The sequence below is a fragment of the Occallatibacter sp. genome (assembly GCF_049510455.1).
In the GTDB taxonomy this organism is placed as follows: Bacteria; Acidobacteriota; Terriglobia; order Terriglobales; family Acidobacteriaceae; genus Telmatobacter.
In genome coordinates this window covers 20,686-39,569 of the sequence record NZ_JBEKYX010000073.1, presented here as the reverse complement: position 1 = coordinate 39,569, position 18,884 = coordinate 20,686, and the positions used below count along the sequence as shown (strand labels likewise).

General features: G+C 57.1%; 19 protein-coding genes. 8 read left to right on the top strand and 11 right to left on the bottom strand.

Going from position 1 to position 18,884, the window contains the following annotated elements; translation table 11 throughout:
* The 7 genes from ABSG47_RS14260 to ABSG47_RS14230 all read right to left on the bottom strand — a co-directional run.
* Nucleotides 1-365 (bottom strand): NAD-dependent epimerase/dehydratase family protein (locus ABSG47_RS14260; RefSeq protein ID WP_424170365.1); only part of this gene is annotated, 365 nt, incomplete at its 3' end.
* 3 nt (nucleotides 366-368) lie between these two features.
* Nucleotides 369-662: a hypothetical protein gene (locus ABSG47_RS14255; RefSeq protein WP_424170364.1), complete on the bottom strand. Its 294-nt coding sequence runs from the start codon at nucleotides 660-662 to the stop codon at nucleotides 369-371.
* Nucleotides 663-728: 66 nt separating this feature from the next.
* A complete protein-coding gene (locus ABSG47_RS14250; RefSeq protein WP_424170363.1) occupies nucleotides 729-1,157 on the bottom strand; it encodes a hypothetical protein in 429 nt (142 codons plus the stop codon).
* Nucleotides 1,154-2,269, bottom strand: coding sequence for an adenosyl-hopene transferase HpnH (gene hpnH / locus ABSG47_RS14245; protein WP_424170362.1), 1,116 nt, complete (start codon nucleotides 2,267-2,269; stop codon nucleotides 1,154-1,156). Before hpnH ends, ABSG47_RS14250 begins: the two co-directional genes overlap by 4 nt.
* 101 nt (nucleotides 2,270-2,370) lie before the next feature.
* Nucleotides 2,371-4,374, bottom strand: coding sequence for a squalene--hopene cyclase (gene shc, locus ABSG47_RS14240; protein WP_424170361.1), 2,004 nt, complete (start codon nucleotides 4,372-4,374; stop codon nucleotides 2,371-2,373).
* Between the two features lie 168 nt (nucleotides 4,375-4,542).
* Nucleotides 4,543-5,571 (bottom strand): 4-hydroxy-3-methylbut-2-enyl diphosphate reductase, encoded by a 1,029-nt coding sequence (locus tag ABSG47_RS14235; RefSeq protein WP_424170360.1) that lies wholly within the window; start codon nucleotides 5,569-5,571, stop codon nucleotides 4,543-4,545.
* A gap of 62 nt (nucleotides 5,572-5,633) precedes the next feature.
* Nucleotides 5,634-5,939, bottom strand: a complete 306-nt coding sequence (locus ABSG47_RS14230; protein WP_424170359.1) for a helix-turn-helix domain-containing protein — start codon at nucleotides 5,937-5,939, stop codon at nucleotides 5,634-5,636.
* Nucleotides 5,940-6,038: 99 nt separating this feature from the next.
* On the opposite strand from ABSG47_RS14230, the gene ABSG47_RS14225 reads away from it, so the two are divergent.
* Nucleotides 6,039-6,404, top strand: a complete 366-nt coding sequence (locus ABSG47_RS14225; protein ID WP_424170358.1) for a VOC family protein — start codon at nucleotides 6,039-6,041, stop codon at nucleotides 6,402-6,404.
* Nucleotides 6,405-6,409: 5 nt separating this feature from the next.
* Here ABSG47_RS14225 and recN read toward each other — a convergent pair whose 3' ends face one another.
* Nucleotides 6,410-8,092 carry a DNA repair protein RecN gene (recN, locus tag ABSG47_RS14220; RefSeq protein WP_424170357.1) on the bottom strand — a complete coding sequence of 561 codons (1,683 nt, stop codon included), beginning with the start codon at nucleotides 8,090-8,092 and terminating at the stop codon, nucleotides 6,410-6,412.
* 281 nt (nucleotides 8,093-8,373) lie between these two features.
* Here recN and ABSG47_RS14215 point away from each other — a divergent pair, with 281 nt between their 5' ends.
* From ABSG47_RS14215 to ABSG47_RS14185, 7 genes are all read left to right on the top strand, one after another.
* Entirely contained in the window at nucleotides 8,374-9,048 is a 675-nt protein-coding gene (locus ABSG47_RS14215; RefSeq protein WP_424170356.1) for a MotA/TolQ/ExbB proton channel family protein, read from the top strand.
* A 5-nt stretch (nucleotides 9,049-9,053) separates the two neighbouring features.
* Complete coding sequence (locus tag ABSG47_RS14210; RefSeq protein ID WP_424170355.1) at nucleotides 9,054-9,479, top strand: ExbD/TolR family protein; 426 nt, start codon at nucleotides 9,054-9,056, stop codon at nucleotides 9,477-9,479.
* 4 nt (nucleotides 9,480-9,483) lie between these two features.
* A complete protein-coding gene (gene tolA / locus ABSG47_RS14205; RefSeq protein WP_424170354.1) occupies nucleotides 9,484-10,281 on the top strand; it encodes a cell envelope integrity protein TolA in 798 nt (265 codons plus the stop codon).
* Nucleotides 10,282-10,367: 86 nt separating this feature from the next.
* On the top strand, nucleotides 10,368-11,714 hold the full coding sequence (tolB, locus tag ABSG47_RS14200) for a Tol-Pal system beta propeller repeat protein TolB (RefSeq protein WP_424170353.1): 1,347 nt from the start codon (nucleotides 10,368-10,370) through the stop codon (nucleotides 11,712-11,714).
* Between the two features lie 261 nt (nucleotides 11,715-11,975).
* A complete protein-coding gene (gene pal / locus ABSG47_RS14195; RefSeq protein ID WP_424170352.1) occupies nucleotides 11,976-12,605 on the top strand; it encodes a peptidoglycan-associated lipoprotein Pal in 630 nt (209 codons plus the stop codon).
* Nucleotides 12,606-12,700: 95 nt separating this feature from the next.
* Entirely contained in the window at nucleotides 12,701-13,660 is a 960-nt protein-coding gene (locus ABSG47_RS14190; RefSeq protein ID WP_424170351.1) for a tetratricopeptide repeat protein, read from the top strand.
* A 490-nt stretch (nucleotides 13,661-14,150) separates the two neighbouring features.
* On the top strand, nucleotides 14,151-14,582 hold the full coding sequence (locus ABSG47_RS14185) for a GlcG/HbpS family heme-binding protein (protein WP_424170350.1): 432 nt from the start codon (nucleotides 14,151-14,153) through the stop codon (nucleotides 14,580-14,582).
* A 661-nt stretch (nucleotides 14,583-15,243) separates the two neighbouring features.
* Here ABSG47_RS14185 and ABSG47_RS14180 read toward each other — a convergent pair.
* The 3 genes from ABSG47_RS14180 to ABSG47_RS14170 all read right to left on the bottom strand — a co-directional run bounded on the left by ABSG47_RS14180 (nucleotide 15,244) and on the right by ABSG47_RS14170 (nucleotide 18,779).
* Complete coding sequence (locus ABSG47_RS14180) at nucleotides 15,244-15,696, bottom strand: hypothetical protein (RefSeq protein ID WP_424170349.1); 453 nt, start codon at nucleotides 15,694-15,696, stop codon at nucleotides 15,244-15,246.
* A gap of 101 nt (nucleotides 15,697-15,797) precedes the next feature.
* Nucleotides 15,798-16,835 carry a 2-oxoacid:ferredoxin oxidoreductase subunit beta gene (locus ABSG47_RS14175; protein ID WP_424170348.1) on the bottom strand — a complete coding sequence of 346 codons (1,038 nt, stop codon included), beginning with the start codon at nucleotides 16,833-16,835 and terminating at the stop codon, nucleotides 15,798-15,800.
* Nucleotides 16,836-16,937: 102 nt separating this feature from the next.
* The gene (locus ABSG47_RS14170) at nucleotides 16,938-18,779 is read right to left on the bottom strand and encodes a 2-oxoacid:acceptor oxidoreductase subunit alpha (RefSeq protein ID WP_424170347.1); all 1,842 of its coding nucleotides are present in this window, start codon (nucleotides 18,777-18,779) and stop codon (nucleotides 16,938-16,940) included.
* Between the last annotated feature and the right edge of the window lie 105 nt (nucleotides 18,780-18,884).

The following is an 18,884-nucleotide window of genomic DNA, read 5'->3' as shown; positions in this document are numbered from 1 at the left end:
TCTGTGCGGAAGTGCATGGTGGCTACGGAGGATGTGTAGACAACGCGACGGACTCCGGCTTCGCGCGCGGCGCGGAGGAGATCGCGGGTGCCCTCGACGTTGGCGCGGTACATGGTGTCGGGGTCGCGAATCCAGAGGCGGTAATCGGCGGCTACGTGGAGGACGGCTTCGCAGCCTTGCAGGGCTGATGCGTAAGTCGATGCGTCGAGGAGATCGCCGACGACGATTTCGCCGCGAATGCCTTCTAGGTTGGAGAGATTGCTGGATTTGCGAACTAGAAAAAGGAGTTCGGCACCCTGGGCTGCCAGGGCTTTGGCTACATGGTGGCCTACGAAGCCGGTGGCGCCGGTGAGGAATACTTTCATGAGTCAGATTTTGATCTTAGATTTGTGCTCGTCCAGTATCCAGTTCCGCACACTCAGGTTAACGGTCCCGATTGGCAGGCGATGATACTTTCTTGTGCGCACGAGGAGGAGATAAAAAGAGGCCCCAAGCAGCCAGATGAAGTTGAATACTAATGCAATTTCTTGCCAGAACGGGTTTCTTGTGAAGAAACCGAGCGCGAGTACACCGGCGCAGAATATCAAAATAGCAAACCCGATCAGCCATTTTCTCACCGGCTGAAATTGCGGTCCCTTCAACTCGAACAGCGGCTCATTCATTGTTGGAAGTCTCCTACGCCCCAATTGAACGGGCGGCATCCACGGATCGGATTGTGCTAGCTAGGCTTAGTCCAGCTTCTCCGGGTGCAGTGCGATGTTTTTTTCGCCGGCGGCTTTGCGGTCGTTATAAGCGCCTACCCAGTCTTCCCAGCGCTTGCCGGCTGCTGTGTCGCGACCTGAGAATTCGAGGCGGGCGATCTGAGCGTAGCTGATTTTGCGCTTGTCGGGTGCAGAGGGCGTGAAGTACTGCACATACGAGTCGGCCAGCGTGGCGCCGGTTTGGCGATTGAAGATGAAGGCGTCGATGCGCTCGCCGGATTTGAGCGTAATGGCCACGTCGCCGCGATAATCGAAGGCTTTTTCGAGGGCGTTGCGGAGATCGTCTTCGCTGGCGAGCTCGGGAATCCAGCCTTCGAGCTTTTCATGGACGTTGCCGGGGGCAACTTCCATGGTCTCGATCTGATCTTGTGTGTATTTCAGGACTTCTGCGCTCATGCGTTGGTCTCCTCGAGAGCTTTCGGGGTTGCAATCTGCACGAGAGGCGCGTGGCTTTCGGATTTGAATTCGCTGAGGAGCTTGGCGGCGTGAGGGTCTTTATAACTGGAGAAAGTTCCGCGGACCATACCGAGGAAGCCTTTGAAAGAGCCGAAGCCTTCCATGACAGCGGTTGGCTCATAGCCGCAGCTCACCATGCAGTTGGCGCATTTGGGATTGCCCGAGGCGACGCCGTACTCTTCAAACTTTGTGGTTTCCATCATCTCTTTGAAAGAGTCAGCGTAGCCATCCTGCAGGAGATAGCAAGGCTTTTGCCAGCCAAAGATGTTATAGGCGGGCGAGCCCCAGGGCGTGCATTCGTATTTGCGATCGCCCATGAGGAATTCGAGGAACAAGGGCGACATGTTGAACTTCCACGACTTTTTACGATTCGAAAGAATGGCGCGGAAGAGGCGGCGAACGCGGGCGCGGCCAAGGAAGCGATGCTGGTCGGGCGCCATCTCGTAGGAGTAGCCGGGCGAAAGGACGATGCCTTCTACGCCCATGTCCATGACTTCATCAAAGAAGGATCGGACGGAGTTGGGATCGGTGCCATCGAAGAAGGTGGCGTTGGTGGTGACGCGGAAGCCGCGCTGGACGGCTTCCTTGATGCCTTCGACGGCGAGGTCATAGCCGCCTTCGCGGCAGACGGAGAAGTCGTGGTGCTCACGCTGGCCGTCGAGGTGGACGGAAAAGGTGAGGTATTTAGAAGGCGTGAACTCCGGGAGACGCTTTTTGAGTTCAAGCGCGTTGGTGCAGAGGTAGATGTACTTTTTGCGGGCTATAAGGCCATTGACGATCTCGACGATCTGCGGATGGAGCAGCGGCTCGCCACCGGGGAGAGAGACCATGGGAGCGCCGCATTCTTCAACGGCGGCGAAGCACTCCTCGGGGGTGAGCTGCTTTTTGAGGATATGCGGCGGATACTGGACCTTGCCGCAGCCGGCACAGGCCAGGTTGCAACGGAAAAGCGGCTCCAGCATGAGCACGAGCGGGTAACGCTTGTTGCCCTTCAAGTGCTGCTTGAGCACGTAACTTGCAACCGTCCACATCTGGGAGATCGGAACTGCCATTGATTGTTTTACCTCAGGGGCTGAAGCCCCGCTTAACTTTTGCCTTTTCGGCACGGTTGAAGCCGTGCCCTTTCAAAACCTACGCGGCGAGCAAACCTGTGCTATGCGACGCGTTCCATGGCCCGCTTGTACGTGGTGAGCGCCATGAGCGGGAAATATTGGCGATACATGTGATACGCCAGGTAAAAGACGCGCGGGAAGCCTGTTCCGGTAATGATAGCCTGCCGGAGTTTTCCCTCACCCATCGATTCGTCCCAGCCGCCATCCTGTTCCTGACGAGTTAACAGCCAGCGAATGCCTTTGGCGATGGAGTCAGAGCGGTCGTCGCCGGCTGCGAGCAGGCCGAGGATTGCCCAGGCGGTTTGCGATGGGGTGCTGACGCCGGAACCACGCAGGTTGGGGTCGTCATAGCTGCCGCAGGTTTCGCCCCATCCACCATCGGGGTTCTGCACCATGCGAATCCACTCGGCTGCCTGCTGAATCTGCGGCTCGTGATTATCGATGCCGATGGCTTCAAGGCCACGCAGGACGAGGAATGTGCCGTAGAGGTAGTTAACGCCCCAGCGGCCGAACCAGCTTCCGTCCGATTCCTGCTCCTTGAAGATAAACTCAATGGCCTTCTGCACGCGCTTGTCGGCGCGGGTATAGCCGTAGGCGGCTAGCATCTCCAACATGCGGCCGGTGATGTCAGCCGTTGGCGGATCGAGCATGGCGTTGTGATCGGCGAAGGGGATGTACTGGAAGATCATCTTGGTGTTGTCTTTGTCGAAGCTGCCCCAGCCGCCGTTTTTGCACTGCATGGCGAACTCCCACGCGATGGCGCGCTCGGCGACTTGAATCTGATAGCGTTCGCGGGGATTATCCACCTTGCTGAGCCCGAGCAGCACCTGCGCGGTATCGTCGGTGTCGGGATAAAATTCGTTATTGAACTCGAAGTACCAGCCACCGGGCTCAGTGTTGCGGACCTTGAAGGCCCAGTCGCCTTTGTGGCGAACTTCTTTGGAGAGCAGCCAGTCTGCAGCTTTGAGCAGGCGGGGATCGGTGCGGGAGACGCCAGCTTCGCCGAGTGCAAAGAGGGTCTGCGCCGTATCCCAGACGGGGGACATGCAGGGCTGCATGCGGAAAGTTTCCGGCAGGGCTTCACTGGCCGGCTCTTCGATACCGAGCTTTTCGAACTCGTCGCGGGCGCGGATGACCTGCGGATCATCTTCAGAGTAGCCGAGGCAGCGCAGCGCGATGATGGCGTTCATCATGGCCGGATAAATGGCGCCGAGGCCGTCTGTCATTTCAAGACGCTCAAGCATCCACGTCTCCGCGCGCTTGATGGCAAGCGAACGCAATGGGCGAATGTGGACTGCTTCAGCCAGGTGCATCATCCGATCAAGGATAAGGAAGAAATTGCGCCAGGAGATGAGCTTTTTGCGGTCCATGCGGAGGCGCAGCGTGGCGTTGGCACGGCCGCCAACGAAGAGCTCATCGATTCCCTGCTCTGCGGGAACTTTCTTGAAGGGCTTTTTAGCGTAGATGATGGCGAGCGGAACCAGGATGGAGCGCGACCAGGATGAAATTTCGTAGATATTGAAGTAAAACCAATTGGGAAATAGAACGATCTCCGGCGGGATGGCGGGTACGGCGTCGTAGTCGTACTGGCCAAGGGCGCAAAGATACATTTTGGTGAAGGTGTTGCACTCGGTGACACCGCCGTGAGCGAGGATCCACTCGCGAGCTTTAACGAGCTCAGGAGCGTCCGGGCTCATGCCCATGAGCTTGGCGGAAAAATAGCATTTGACTGCGAGTGAAATGTTGCCGGGACCGCCGGGATAAATGCTCCAGCTTCCGTCCTCGTTCTGGTAGCGCATCATTTCCGTAAATGCGCGCTTCAGGCGCCCAGAATCGCCGGATTCGAGAAGCACATGCAGGAAGATATAGTCGGCCTCAAGCATGGAATCTGCTTCAAGTTCGCCACACCAATAGCCGTCCGGATGCTGCTTACCGAGAAGATAGTCTGTGGAGCGGCCGATTGCCGCATCGACATCCGCGAGGTCCGCATCCAGGCGCCCGAATTTTGGCACGGATGACTGCTGTTTCCCCTGTTGTATGCTCATACGTCTGTGCAACCCTCTCTGGGGAAGATGCGGTCCAGCCATACGGCTTAGCCGTTACATTAACTGAAAAAACGCGCCCAAAAATCATTAGCGGCGCGCCATATCTGCTCAAAGTCTCACCCGCAAGGAAAACTCAAAGGCATTGCCTAGCTTCTGCTGCGGATCTTGCTAGTGAACCGGAACAGGCTGGCCCCCGCCTGCTCCGCCGATGGCTTGCACGATCTCCGGAGGCAAGCCGAAGCGAACATTTTCCGGCATGACTTCTATTTCTTCGACGCTTCCGAAACCGTTTTGACGCAAATAATTCACAACGTCCTCAACGAGAATCTCCGGCGCTGAAGCGCCTGCCGTAACGGCAACATTCTGGACGTTTTCCAACCATCTGGGATCGATAGCCGCGGAGTTATCGATCAGGTAACCAATGGTTCCTAGATTCCGCGAGACTTCAACGAGGCGGTTCGAGTTGGAACTGTTGGTGGAGCCGACTACGAGAACCAGATCGGCCTGATGAGCGACGTTGCGCACGGCTGTCTGGCGATTTTCGGTGGCGTAGCAGATGTCCTGCGAATGCGGTCCGGCTATGTTCGGGAACTTGATTTTGAGGGCCTGGATGATGTCGCGTGCTTCGTCAAGCGAGAGCGTGGTCTGCGTGAGATAGGCGACGCGATCTGGATCGGGAACATTCAGCGTGGCCACCTCTTCAGGGCTCGACACGATCTGGGTTACGTCCGGTGCTTCTCCGAAGGTGCCTTCGATCTCATCGTGATCACGATGACCGACCAGAACCAATGAATAGCCTTGTTTGGCGAACTTTACGGCCTCGATGTGGACCTTGGTGACGAGCGGGCAGGTGGCATCAATGACTCTGAGGTTGCGGCCTTTGCTGCGCTCGCGAACGGCCGGAGAGACGCCGTGCGCGGAATAAATCACGCGCTGGCCGTCGGGAACGTCGTCGATTTCATGGACGAAGATTGCGCCTTTTTCCGCTAATTCATTGACAACGTAGCGGTTATGGACGATCTCCCGGCGGACATAGATGGGCGCGCCGAAGGTTTCGAGGGCGATTTTGACGATGTCGATGGCGCGAACGACGCCTGCGCAGAAGCCGCGGGGCTTGAGGAGAAGGACACGCTTTTCGACGGCGGTGTCGACGTTCCGGTCGCTGGTCGAGGTGGGGTCGAGAACGGTAGAAGTCACGTTACCAGTATATCAATGATGGAGTAAAACAGGAGCTTATGAGTCAGATTCCGGCTTGTTGCTCATTCGGCTGCAGAATGGCTTCTCTGCCATGGGGTCAGCACGCGGTAAGAGGGCGTTGCCGTGACGCTGGTGCGTGTGGCCTCGATTAGTTTGCGGCGAAGAAGCCAGCCGACGGATGTTTGCGCGGAGCTGCGGGAGATTCCGATGGACTCGGCGAGTTCCTGGTAGCTGATCTGGACCGGGGCGTTGCGGCGTTGTTCCTCTGCTGCGAGCCAGAGATAGGCGAGGAATGCGACAGGGCGCTTGTCATGGCCTATGAGGTCGCGCATGAGCACGTCTGTCACGTAAGCGTCGAGTTGGGTCATGGCGATGATTGACTATATCAATTGTCACTATAGCAATATCTACCCGATTGCATTTACGGAGGTTGCGGGTTATGGTCCGAGAAGTCAGGAGGAGAAAAAATGATTCGCGGAGTGAAGATTGTAAGTATCCCGGTGAGCGATCAGGATGTGGCGCTGAAGTTTTACACGGAGAAGCTTGGGTTCAAGGTTGCGACCGACCAGCCGATGGGGCCGGGACAGCGGTGGATTGAGCTTTCCATTCCCGGCTCGGCTACAAGCCTTGCGCTGTTTACGCCGCCGGGGCATGAGAGCCGCATTGGCGGATTTCAGCCGATGACATTCTGGTGTGACGATGTTTTTGCGACGGCGGCGACGATGAAAAGCAATGGGGTGGAGTTGGAGGAAGAGCCGCGTAAGGAAGTGTGGGGCACGATGGCGAAGTTTAAAGACCCGGATGGGAATGTGTTTGTGTTTTCGAGCCGGTGATGCGGCTATTTGCTTGTGGCGATCATCTGGGCGGCGTGCTGGAGGCTGGTGTCTGTGACTTTGGCGCCGCTTAACATGCGGGCGACTTCGTGGGTGCTGGCACGCTGGTCGAGGAGACGGATATTAGTTTTGGTGCGGCCGTCGGCTTCCTTCTTTTCGATCACGAAATGCTGGTCTGCGAAGGCGGCAATCTGCGGCAGATGCGTGATGCAGAGAATCTGCTGGCCGCGGCTGAGCGCTTTGAGCTTGTTGCCGACGGCTTCCGCGGCGCGGCCTCCGATGCCGATGTCGATTTCATCGAAGACGAGCGTGCGAGGAGTGGGAATTTTTCTGTTGGATTTGGAGGAATGCTCTTCGACGGCGACTTTGAGCGCGAGCATGATGCGGCTCATTTCGCCGCCGGAGGCTATCTCATGCAGCGGCTTGAGGGGCTCACCGGCGTTGGTGGCGATGCGGTACTCGACTTCATCCCAGCCGTTGGCTGTCCACTGCGCATCGTCCTGCAGATCGAGGATGGCGATTTCGAATTTGACTTTCATGGCGAGCGAGTTGATCTGTGCTTCAGCCAGTCGTGAGAGCTTGTCGGCAGCGGACTTGCGCGCGGTTGTGAGTGCGGAGGCGGCTTTTTTGTATTCGGCGGAGGAGTGCTGCACGGCTGCGCGCAATGTTTTGAGGGCTTCGTCGCGGTTTTCAACTTCGGCGAGTTTGAGGCTGACATCTTCTCCGTAGGCGATCACCTCGGCGACGGATTTGCCGTATTTGCGCTTGAGGCGGTCGAGCGCGGCGAGACGGTCTTCTATTTCGGCGAGGCGCTCCGGGCTGGCGTTGATGCCTTCGGCGTAGTCGCGGAGTGTGGCCGCGACGTCGCCGACTGTGGCGCGGGCGGATTCGAGCTGCTGCGCGGCTTCTGTAAATTTGGCGTCGTAGCGGGCGAGTTCTTCCACGTTGCGGATGGCGGCGCGAAGACCTACTTCTGCTGAGGTTCCGCCTTCGTATAGCTGATCGAAGGCGCCGAGGGCTGCGGCGTAGAGTTTTTCGGCATTGGCGAGGACGCGCTTTTCGGTTTCGAGGGCTGTATCTTCATCCGCTTCAAGATGCGCGGCTTCAATTTCTTTAGCCTGGTAGCTCCAGAGATCGACCATTTTGAGCCGGTCTGCTTCACCTTGTAGGAGGTCTGCGAGCTTATCGGAGGCTTCTTTCCAGGCGGCGTAGGCCGCTTCGACGGCTTCCGTGGAGATTCCGCCGAAGCGATCGAGGAGATGTTTCTGCTGGGCCTGATCGAAGCTGGAAAGTGTCTCGCTCTGCGCGTGGACGAGCGCCAGCTCCGGCGCGAGCTGCTTGAGCACGCTGACTGTGGCCGGCTGATTGTTTACAAAGACGCGGCCTTTGCCATTGGCAAGAACTTCACGGCGGAGAATGATCTCGGCGCCTTCGGAGTCGATGCCGTTTTCTTCAAGGACCGATTCGGCTACGGATGTGGACTCAAAGACACAGGAGACGACTGCTTTATCAGCGCCGTGGCGCACGATTTCCGCTGAAGACTTGCCGCCCATGAGTAGCGCCAGGGCATCGACGAGAATGGATTTGCCCGCGCCGGTCTCGCCGGTGAGCAGGTTGAGCCCAGGCCCGAAGACAGCGATTGCGTGATCGATGACAGCGTAGTTTTCCGCGCGCAGCTCGATGAGCATATTTGACCGAATCCGTGCGCAGCATAGCATGTACGGCGAGCTTATCGCTGTTTCAGAAGCAACGAATCGCACAGGTGGCACCATCTCGATAACTTGGAGTACCAGTCCGCGTCTGATACCGTGAAATCTAGAGGTGGAAGCCGATTTTTATAGCAGCGTTTCTCCTTATTTTCCAAGCTGAAGGCGACTCAACGGCTGCACCGGCGGCAAGCGGTGGTATTTCTCACAGCTTCGGCGCGCTGGCTGAGTTGTTTGGTCATATAGGGCCCGTCGCATGGGGTGTGCTCATTATCCTGCTCATCTCAAGCCTTTATTCGTGGACCATCATCCTGGGTAAGCTCTCGTTATTTAGCAAAGTTACGAGGGAAAGCCGGCGTTTTATCCGCTCCTTCCGCAAGGCATCGCGGCTGCAGGAGATTTCCACGCTGGCGGCAGACTTCAAGTCGAGCCCGCTGGCGCAGGTCTTTGAAGATGTTTATGAGACCTATAAGCGCCAGACCGGCGGCAGCGGCCCACCGCGCAATATGGCGCCACTGGAGCGCTCCGCGCAGACCGCCGCAAGCGAAGCAGTAACGAATCTTGAGCGCCGTCTTACCTGGCTTGCCACCATCGCCGGCATCAGCCCATTCGTGGGCCTTTTCGGCACCGTCATGGGCATCGTTGAGGCTTTTCTTGGCCTTGGCGCAGAAGGAACAGCAACGCTGCGAGCGGTGGCACCGGGCATCAGCGAGGCGCTCATCACCACTGCCGCGGGCCTGTTTGTGGCTGTGCCTGCGCTTGTGGCTTACAACCAGTTTGCCGCGCGGCTCCGCGTCTTTGCGGCAACCATCGACGACTTCAGCCGCGAGCTGTTGAACTCGATGGAGGAGATTCCTGTGCGCTCTGGAGTTCCAGGTCCGCGCGCGATGTCCAGCACTATTCCAGAAGGCGGGCGCGAGCTGCCGACGCGAGGTTAACTGCCGTGGCATTTACGACTGCAAACGGACGGACGCAGACTTCGATGGCGGAGATCAATATCACTCCGCTGGTGGACGTGGTGCTGGTGCTGCTGGTGATCTTTATGATTACCGCGCCGGTGCTGCAGTCGGGCATTGAGGTGGCGGTGCCCAAGACGCGCACGGTGAAAGAGATTACCGAACAGCGCGTTGTGCTGACGATTGATCGCGACGGCTCGCTGTTTCTGGGCGACAAGCCGGTAAACATTCATGAGCTGCCGGCAATGCTGCGCTCCAGGGCCGATCCGTCGCACGAGGTGATTTATCTGCGCGCAGACGAGCGCGTGGAGTTTGGAGTTTTTGCCAGTGCGATGGATGCGGTGAAGCAGGCTGGGATTACGAATATCTCAATTGTTACGCAGCCGTTGGAAGGCAAGACGGCAGGCCGATAGAACGATGAGTAATCTTCTGGAAAGCGAGGAACACCTGGAGCAGGAGCTCGCCGGAGAGCCGTTTGCGGCTCCGGCAACGGGTTCTGTGCTGCTGCATGCGGGCCTTGCCGCTCTGGTAGTTGTGTATGCCGTTGCCGGAGGGTTCTTTCACTCCAACAACTGGGGTGGCGCTACCATTGGCGGGGCGATTCAGGTGAACGTTACGAATACGATTCCACTACCGAACACCCAGCCGCCGAATGAAAACGTACTGGCTACGGAAAAGCCCAGCCCCGCGCCGGCTCCGCCTGCGCCAAAGGCTGCACCGCAGGTAGACGAGAAGGCTATTCCGATTCAGGGCAAGCCAGAGAGGCTTAAGCAGCAGAAACCTGCGCCAAAGGCGACACCGAGCAAGCAGCCGCCTCCGCCGCCAACAAACCGCGCGCAGTATGGCGAGCAGGCGGCGAATAATCTTCCCCGCGCCATACAGGGCCAGCAGACGGTGAACGGGCCTGTGAATGTAAAGGGCAGCGATTTTGGCAGTATGTTTCCGTATTACATCCAGGGCATTCAGCGGAAGATGGCGGCTAGCTCCAGCATGCAGCTTGTGGACCCGCGCACTCCGAAGGGAACGAAGGCTTTCATTCTCTTCACCATTCACAAGGATGGGACGTTGAGCGATGTTCAGATGGATAAGTCGAGCGGCAGTCCTTCGCTTGATCGAGAATGCCTTCGCGCGGCACAGCGCGTGGATTCTTTTGGCCCTTTACCACCGGCATACAACGGCAGCACAGTGATTACATCCTATTATTGTGAGTTTTGAACAGGATGCACAACCGGCTCACCCGCAACAAGCCGAGCGTATAGATCATTTGCCCGGCACGATGACGAGGAGGGATAGAAAGCAGAATGAAGCCTTATTTCCGATTCATCTTCCCAGCTTTACTTGCGTCTGCCAGTGTGTTTGCGCAGGCACTCCATGCACAGGACTGGATTCATACAGGCTCAGGCCTGGGCAACGCTCGTATTCGTATTGCGGCTGCGGACTTCAAGTCCGCGAACGAGGACCCGCAGACGCCATCACTCAAAGCAACGTTTGACACGACGCTCTTTAACGATCTGTCGACTGCGGGCATCTTTGACCTGGTTTCAAAGAGCATGATTCCGCAGGCCATGCCGGGCGCGCCGCAGGAGATTCATCTGCAGGATTGGTCGGCAGCGCCGGCGAGCGCGCAGATGGTGGCTTTTGGCGCGCTTTCTGTCTCCGCGGGAAAGGTCGTAGTCAATGGATGGCTCTACGATACGGCAAATACAGCCACCGCGCAGGTTCTGACGCGCCAGTACAGCGAAACTGCGAGCCAGGAGATGGCGCGGACGATTGCACATCGCTTTGCGGATGAGATTATTCTGCGGCTAGGTGGCGGCATTAACGGCATTGCCGAGACGAAGATCTACTTTGTCAGTTCGCGCTCAGGGTCCAAGGAAATCTGGGCGATGGACTACGACGGGCAGAACCAGCATCCAATTACGCGGCTTGGGGCGATTTCGCTTTCGCCGCGTATTTCGCCGGATAACAGCAGGCTGGCCTTTGCTTCTCTCGGCAAGGATGGTTGGTCGATCCGCATGTTCTCGCTCGACCTGGGCAGGATGGTGAGTTTTCCTGGCGGAACGGCCGGCGGAAGTAACTTTAGCCCGGCCTGGTCTGCGGATGGAAACAAGATTGCGTTCTCTTCGGCACGCTCCGGCGCATCGGAGATATGGATTTCAGATGCCAACGGCGGAGGATTGCGGCAGATCACGGCTTTTCGTAAGGCGGATGTTTCTCCTACGTGGAACCCCAAGACAAATGCACAACTGGCTTTTGTGAGCGGGCGCACCGGACTGCCGCAGATTTACACGATGGATCAGGATGGATCGAACGTGCAGCGGCTGACGGATGGCGGATATGCGATTTCGCCTTCGTGGTCACCGAATGGGCAGTTCCTGACCTTCGCCTGGAACCGCAAATACGGGCCGGGAGATCCGGGCGGGCAGGACATTTACGTGATGGATATTGCCAGCAAGCGCTGGATGCAGCTCACTCATGAGTCCGGGAATAATGATTTTCCCTTCTGGGCGCCGGATGGACGGCATATTGTCTTCGAGCGGGCGGCAGGCGGACATAGCGATATCTGGACGATGCTTACCGACGGTACGGAGCAGCATCCCCTGACACGCACCGGCAATAACTTTATGCCGAACTGGAGCTGGAAATAATTGGGCAAACCAACCTGAACAGGCGGCATCTTACTGGTTAAGTGCAACAATTTGAGCCGCATTACGTGAATCTGCCCCGCTGAAAAGGTCTAAAATTCCTAGTACGGATTTACAACGATTCCTTTAACCTGTAGAAGGAGATGCACTTTGAAATGTTTTAATCGTTTGCTCGTTCCTGTCTTACTGTTGGCATCCCTTACCGCTGTATCTGGATGCAAGAAGAAAGAAAAACCGGCCCCGCCGCCGGCGGAAACTGCGCCTATGGCGACAGCGCCGGCTCCTACAGCACAGATCACAGCAACGCCGACTTCGATCTCCGCAGGCGATCAAGTTGTGCTGTCGTGGCGTACAACCGATGCTGACAGCATCACGATTGACGGCATTGGGCAGGTGCCTTCCGGCGGAGTAAAGAACGTGCAGCCGACCGCTTCAACCAGCTATCACCTGGTGGCGCGTGGCCCCGGCGGTGTGGCAGATTCGACGGCGCGCGTGACCGTCAGTGCTCCGCCGGCTGTTTCGGTTCCGACGAGTGGAATGAGCGACGACGAAGCTTTCCATGCAAATGTGCAGGATATCTTCTACGATTACGACTCGGCGGATATTCGCACGGACGCGCAATCGACGCTGGCCAAGGATGCCGCGTATCTGAACAGCCATCCGGATATTCGATTCATCGTCGGCGGGTATTGCGATGAGCGCGGCTCGAATGAGTACAACCTTGGGCTGGGTCAGAATCGCGCCGAGGCGGCAAAGAGTGCGCTGGTGAATGCGGGCGTGTCGGCTTCGCGCATCCGCGTGATCAGTTATGGCAAGGAAAAGCCGTTCTGCACACAATCCACCGAGGACTGCTGGCAGCAGAATCGCCGTGCAGGATTTGCGCTCGATAAATAAGACTGGATGACTAATAATCAATACATGAGATGAAATGTTGTGGTCCACGTCTTTTCCATAAGATGTGGGCCACAACGTTTGAAGCGGGTGAATATATGAAGCGACTTAATACAATTCGTCCCTATGTTACTGCCGCATTGATTGGCGCGGCTCTGTTTGTGTTTGCACCTGTGCCCAGCTATGCGGGCACGAAAGAGGATTTGCAAGCGCTGAAGGACCGCGTGGATCAGCTTGTGGACATGATGCAGCGGCTGCAGTCCACTGTGGATTCGAAGATGGGGGTGCTGCAGCATCTTACGGAGCAGACAGCGGACAATTCAAACCGGGTTGCCGCGGCGATGGACGATCTGCAGCGGAAGCTTGCCACGCAGAATGAGGCTTTGAGCGGCAAGGTGGATACTGCTGCCGGGCAGATGCAGTCGGTGAATGATTCGATCGATGAGGTAAAGGCACGGCTGGCGAAGCTGGATCGCTCGATTCAGGATTTGCAGACGCAGATTCAGAATACGCAGCAGCAACAACAGCAGCAGACGGCTCCTTCAGGCGGCGGTGGTGCGCCCGCGCCGGGTCCGGGCGCTGGGGGCGGTATGGCGAACAATGGCGGTGGTGCTCCCGCTGCTGTGCCTGCGGCAAATCCTGCTCCGCCGCTGCAGGAGACGTATCAGGCTGGCGTGCGGGATTACAACAGCGGCAAGTACCAGGTGGCGCAGAGTGAGTTTCAGGATGTCGTGAACTACTATCCGCAGGACGATATGGCCGGCGGAGCGCAGTTCTACCTTGGCGAGATTGCTTACAAGGGCCAGGATTATGCGAATGCGGTGAAGGCGTACAACGCGGTGCTGGAGACGTTCCCGAACAGCTCGAAGGCTCCGGCGGCGCAACTGCATAAGGGGTATGCGCTGCTGCTGATGAACAAGAAGGATGCGGGAGTTCATGAGCTGCGGGCGCTGATTCAGAAGCATCCGGATAAGCCGGAGGCGATGCAGGCGCGGAGCAAGCTGAATGGGATGGGCGTGAGGATCACCGCGACTGCGCCGACTCGACCGACTGAGTAATTCTGTGCAAGGCTGACTCCTTAGTACTTTGATTTGTTATGGTTGCCGACGGCTCCACAGTTCTTGCGGAAATCTTTATGTGATCTTTATTCTTCAACTGTGCAATCTGCACAGTGAAGCAGAGTCTTTTTGCACAAATTCTGGTGCAGTGGGGATGGGGGAGGGGTACCCTACCCTCCCTTAACGACGACGGCCCGAATCCTTATGGATTCGGGCCGTCTTTTTGTGGCTGATTCTTAGTAAATCACAAATGGGGTTAATTGTACGCAAACTATTTGGAGGGGATTTTGCACGAAGGTCCAATGGACGAAAGTAACAGGAGGCTGACGTGCGCACTCTGACTATTGGCCTATTCATTGCGTTATGAAGAGCCGCCTTGTACCTTTCTTTATCATGCATCCGCAGCGCCAAATTATTTCCCTCATGAACAGCGCATCAGAGCAGGTACAGCTTGGCGGGTCAGGTTCTAATATTAGTTTCAGGAGGAAAGATGGCTAAGCAGGCAGCGGCAAAAGTGCTCGGAGTTTCTCTGGAAGAAGCCAGAGAGATCATTCTGGCTGGTGAGCAGAAGGCACATGAGATTGGTGTGCCGATGAATATTGCGGTAGTGGATGCGGGCGCGAACCTGGTGGCCTTTGCGCGCATGGATGGAGCGTGGATCGGCAGCATTGATATTGCGCAGAACAAAGCATTCACGTCGCGGGCTTTTAACATTGAGACCGGAGCTTTGGCCGAACATTCGCAGAGCGGCGGCCAGTTTTTCGGCATCCATGCATCGAATCACGGACGGATCATGATCTTTGCCGGAGGCGTGCCTCTGAAACGCGACGGCGAGGTTGTGGGCGCGGTGGGCGTGAGCGGCGGGCTGGGAAAAGAGGATCAGGCCGTGGCGGAAGCTGCTGCGGCTCAATTTGGAGGCTGATCGGCTGCCGGTTGCGGGGATTGTGAATGCGACGGTGGCGAGCCTGAAGAACGTGCCATAAAGTACGAAGATTTTGATTAGAGCATTTCTTCTCTTGCTGTAGAGCGACCCCAGCCTGGCCGCAAAAACAAATACGCGGCGATACGCGATGAGGGTGGGGTGTCCGAACTTTATACCTTGGGGAGAGATGCTCTGATGTTGCGGCCTGGGGCTGCGGCGTTTGAGGATTTTGCTGGAACAACTTTCGCTTTTTGTTTTCCCTGCCAGGCTGTTTTTTCAGAGGTGAAGAATTATGCCTCTATGTGATTATTTTTGTGTAATTTACCGATGATTTACGGTGTTTACTAATTGATTATCATGAGCGGTTACTTTTGCGGGAACACCCCCGAAAAAAAATTTTCGGGGCTGCCTTGAAAGAGCTACGGCCCGAATCCTTTTGGGATTCGGGCCGTGGCTCTTTCTTCTGCTGATTCTGAGTAGAGCATAAATGGGGTTAATTTTGTGCAAACTATCTGAGGTCGGTAGACGGTACGAAAGGACAATGGACTTGCGTAATGGAATCGGTGAAAGGTTACAGATGAGAGAAGATGAAGTCAGCGATCGTGGTATCCCAGGTCCTCAACTGCAAGGACCTGGGGCACCCAGATTTTGGTGGTTGAACCTACTTATTGAGACCTGGGCCACCCGCCGTGCTAATTTTCTTGTAGGCACCGTATGTGCTGTATTTATTCGTGGTGGCTGGTAGGCCAACCATCTTTAAAAACCTTCCGCGGCCGGGCTGTCTCAAAGCTTCGTGAAGCCGCCATAAAAGACTTACCGATGCTAAAGAAAGTGGCTCAGCATATCTCGCATAAACCGCTCTTAAAGTTTCTTTCTTGTTACGATTCTCTTCCCATAATTTGAAAATAAGATCCTTTAATACCACGCCCACCAGTGCTCCCATGGCGGCTATAGCGGCCGTTTCAAGCGAAACGCCTGGGGATGAAGCTTGGGTAACATGTTGCAGAGGCGTCGGCGCGTCCGTTGTAGCATGAACTACTGCGATTTGGGCTGCAAGGGAACGAACCGAAAATCTAAAGGGCAAAAATGCCAAGCCGAACAGTATTTGTTTCATGAACGTGGATTATATGATCGATATCTTAATCATCGTCATTTTTCTTGTAATAACAAAAGCCCCGCCGATGGCGGAGCTTTTGTGAGGCTAATTTGCTCACCTTACTGGAGGCTGGTCATTAGCTGGGCGAGGACGGCCCTGGAGGGGCGCGTTACCGATTCGGGTTGCTGGCCGAGGGGCTCGTCTACCAGATTGAGCAGGTCTGTGAATGAGGACTTCTGCGTGTCGATGTAGAAGACGCCGGTGAGGACTTCGCCCTTGGCGTGCGAGTCCATTAGGAGCTGCACGGCCTTGGTCTTGTCTGTCGGATCGTAGTCTTCGCGGAGTTTGCGGAGGCGAAGGCTGGAGCCGTCATGCATCTCTACGTCATAGGTGGTGCCGGGATCGTAATCGACGTGGATGTCTTCAAAGCTGGCGACGAAGCCTAGCTCGTTGATGGGCTCGTCGTGCTCCTGCATGAACTTGTAGCTCTTGGTGGAGCCTTCGTGATCGTTGAAGGTGACGCAGGGGCTGATGACATCGAGCATGACCGTGCCCTTGTGCGCGATGGCGGCCTTGAGCATGGCGAGGAGCTGCTTCTTATCGCCGGAGAAGGAGCGGCCGACGAAGGTGGCGCCAAGTTGGATGGCGAGCGAGCAGGTATCGATGGCTGGAAGGTCGTTGATGACGCCGGTCTTGAGCTTGGAGCCGATGTCGGCGGTGGCGGAGAACTGTCCCTTGGTGAGGCCGTAGACGCCGTTGTCTTCAATGATGTAAATCATGGGAAGATTGCGGCGAAGAAGATGAACGAACTGTCCCATGCCGATGGATGCGGTGTCGCCGTCGCCGGAGACGCCGAGCGTGGTCATGGTGTGGTTGGCGAGGATGGCGCCTGTCGAGACCGAGGGCATGCGGCCGTGCACGGAGTTGAAGCTGTGCGAGCGGGACATGAAGTAGGCCGGCGACTTGGAGGAGCAGCCGATGCCGCTCATCTTCATCACGCGCTCCGGCTCGACGCCCATTTCATACATGGCGTCAATGATGCGCTCGGAGATGGCGTTGTGGCCGCATCCGGCGCAGAGTGTGGATTTGCCGCCGCGATACTCCAGGATGGGCAGGCCGATGTGGTTGACTTTGGGTGTTGGTGTTGACGTCGCCATTTTTGTTCCTTTGAGGGTTGGTTCCCTCAGGGGCTAAAGCCCCAAATCTTTTTGTGTTGCGATGTGCCGGGGATAAATCCCCGGCCTACCACCCGTGCCCTGTTACAGACCTTCCCTGGTGGCGAATTCTTCCGTGATGCTGAGGGCATCGATCGGCAGACCGTTGTAATGGAGAATGGAGCGGAGCTTGACGGCTTGATCAGCGGGCAGGTCGAGCTTGAGCAGGCTCAGCAACTGTGCGTCGCGGTTCTGCTCCACGATGTAGACGCGCTCATGCGAGGCGACGAAGTCGTGAATCTCGGAGGCGAAGGGATAGGCGCGGACGCGGAGGTAATCGACGTCCACGTTGTAGTGCTGCTTGATTCCGTCGAGGCTTTCCTTGAGTGCAAAATCGGTAGTGCCGAAGGCGATGACTCCGACCTTGGCTCCTGTGCTTCTTTCAAGGATGGGAGCGGGGACGAGCTTGCGCGCGTGCTCGAACTTGCGCGAAAGGCGATCCATTACGGCGAGGTATTCTTCAGGCTTTTCGGTGTAGCCGGCTGACTCATTGTGGCCGGAGCCGCGGGTGAAGTAAGCAGCCTTGTTGTGGCGTGTACCGGGCAGCGTGCGCCAGCCGATGGCGTCGCCGTCAACGTCTTTGTAGCGGGCGAAGCCGCCGAGCTTTTCGAGATCTTCCGCGGTGAGAACTTTGCCGCGATCGAGCGGAGTCTCAGGGTAGCTGAACTGCTCGGACATCCAGTTGTTCATGCCGAGGTCGAGGTCGGTTAGGACGAAGATCGGGGTCTGGAGGCGCTCGGCGAGATCGAAGGCTGCATGGCTCAGCTCGAAGCACTCCTTGACGGAGCCGGGGAGCAGGAGGATGTGCTTGGTATCGCCGTGCGAGAGAAAGGCTGTCGAGAGCAGATCGGCCTGCGAGGTGCGCGTGGGCATGCCCGTGGAGGGGCCGGTGCGCTGCACGTCGAAGATGACGCCGGGAATTTCCGCGAAGTAGCCGAGGCCGGCGAACTCTGCCATGAGCGAGATGCCGGGGCCGGAGGTGGAGGTCATGGAGCGAGCGCCTGCCCAGCCTGCGCCGAGAACCATGCCGACTGCGGCGAGCTCATCTTCTGCCTGAATGACGGCGAAGGTGGCTTTGCCTTCAGGTGTGACGCGGAACTTCTTGAGCAGGTCGGACGTGGCTTCAATGAGCGACGTGGAAGGCGTGATGGGATACCACGCGACGACCGTGACGCCCGCGAAGACTGCGCCCATGCCGCAGGCCGCGTTGCCATCGATGATGATTTTGCCGGCTGTCTGGTTCATGTGCTCGATGACGTAGGGGTCCTGCTTGACGAGCTTTTCCGCGGCGAAATCGAAGCCGGCCTTGACGGCGCCATAGTTCAGGTCGAAAACTTTTTGCTTTTTGGCGAACTGCTTCTTGACCGATTGCTCGATGACGGTGAGATCGAGCGAGAGAAGCTGCGCGACGACGCCGACGTAGACCATGTTCTTGACGAGCTTGCGGAGCTTGGCTTCGGGGCAGACACCAGCAGTGATCTTGTCGAATGGGACGGGGTAGCAGACGACGTCGTCACGATACTGCTTGAGGTTTGCGCTTTCCTCGTAGATGGCGACCGCGCCCGCGGGAAGAGCGAGGATGTCGCTCTTGGCGGTCTCTGGGTTCATGGCCACCAGGACTTCCGAAACGCGCTTGCGGGCTACGTAGCCGTCCTTGCTTGCGCGAATGGTGTACCAGGTGGGAAGTCCGGCGATGTTCGACGGGAAGAGATTTTTTCCGCTGACGGGAACTCCCATTCCGAAGATGCTTTTCAGCAGCACGCTATTGGCGGATTGCGAGCCGGACCCGTTCACCGTTGCTACGTTGATGCTGAAATCGTTCACCACGCGCTGCTGCGCGTTAAATTCGCCCTGCGCTTGACCCAGGGCCAGGTCTCCAGTCGCCATTTGGCGGGATTCCCCTTAAAGAAAGAAGTCTGCGCTGCGGAAATTTCTTGCTGCGCTAGCTGTAAATCGATTATAGCCGCGTATGTGGTGCGATGTCCCGCGATG

Excerpts from the sequence above, each read along its gene's own strand:
- ABSG47_RS14255 (WP_424170364.1), bottom strand. The coding sequence starts at position 662 with ATGAATGAGCCGCTGTTCGAGTTGAAGGGACCGCAATTTCAGCCGGTG.
- ABSG47_RS14250 (WP_424170363.1), bottom strand. The coding sequence starts at position 1,157 with ATGAGCGCAGAAGTCCTGAAATACACACAAGATCAGATCGAGACCATG.
- hpnH (WP_424170362.1), bottom strand. The coding sequence starts at position 2,269 with ATGGCAGTTCCGATCTCCCAGATGTGGACGGTTGCAAGTTACGTGCTC.
- shc (WP_424170361.1), bottom strand. The coding sequence starts at position 4,374 with ATGAGCATACAACAGGGGAAACAGCAGTCATCCGTGCCAAAATTCGGG.
- ABSG47_RS14230 (WP_424170359.1), bottom strand. The coding sequence starts at position 5,939 with ATGACCCAACTCGACGCTTACGTGACAGACGTGCTCATGCGCGACCTC.
- ABSG47_RS14225 (WP_424170358.1), top strand. The coding sequence starts at position 6,039 with ATGATTCGCGGAGTGAAGATTGTAAGTATCCCGGTGAGCGATCAGGAT.
- recN (WP_424170357.1), bottom strand. The coding sequence starts at position 8,092 with ATGCTCATCGAGCTGCGCGCGGAAAACTACGCTGTCATCGATCACGCA.
- tolA (WP_424170354.1), top strand. The coding sequence starts at position 9,484 with ATGAGTAATCTTCTGGAAAGCGAGGAACACCTGGAGCAGGAGCTCGCC.
- tolB (WP_424170353.1), top strand. The coding sequence starts at position 10,368 with ATGAAGCCTTATTTCCGATTCATCTTCCCAGCTTTACTTGCGTCTGCC.
- pal (WP_424170352.1), top strand. The coding sequence starts at position 11,976 with ATGGCGACAGCGCCGGCTCCTACAGCACAGATCACAGCAACGCCGACT.
- ABSG47_RS14190 (WP_424170351.1), top strand. The coding sequence starts at position 12,701 with ATGAAGCGACTTAATACAATTCGTCCCTATGTTACTGCCGCATTGATT.
- ABSG47_RS14185 (WP_424170350.1), top strand. The coding sequence starts at position 14,151 with ATGGCTAAGCAGGCAGCGGCAAAAGTGCTCGGAGTTTCTCTGGAAGAA.
- ABSG47_RS14180 (WP_424170349.1), bottom strand. The coding sequence starts at position 15,696 with ATGAAACAAATACTGTTCGGCTTGGCATTTTTGCCCTTTAGATTTTCG.
- ABSG47_RS14175 (WP_424170348.1), bottom strand. The coding sequence starts at position 16,835 with ATGGCGACGTCAACACCAACACCCAAAGTCAACCACATCGGCCTGCCC.
- ABSG47_RS14170 (WP_424170347.1), bottom strand. The coding sequence starts at position 18,779 with ATGGCGACTGGAGACCTGGCCCTGGGTCAAGCGCAGGGCGAATTTAAC.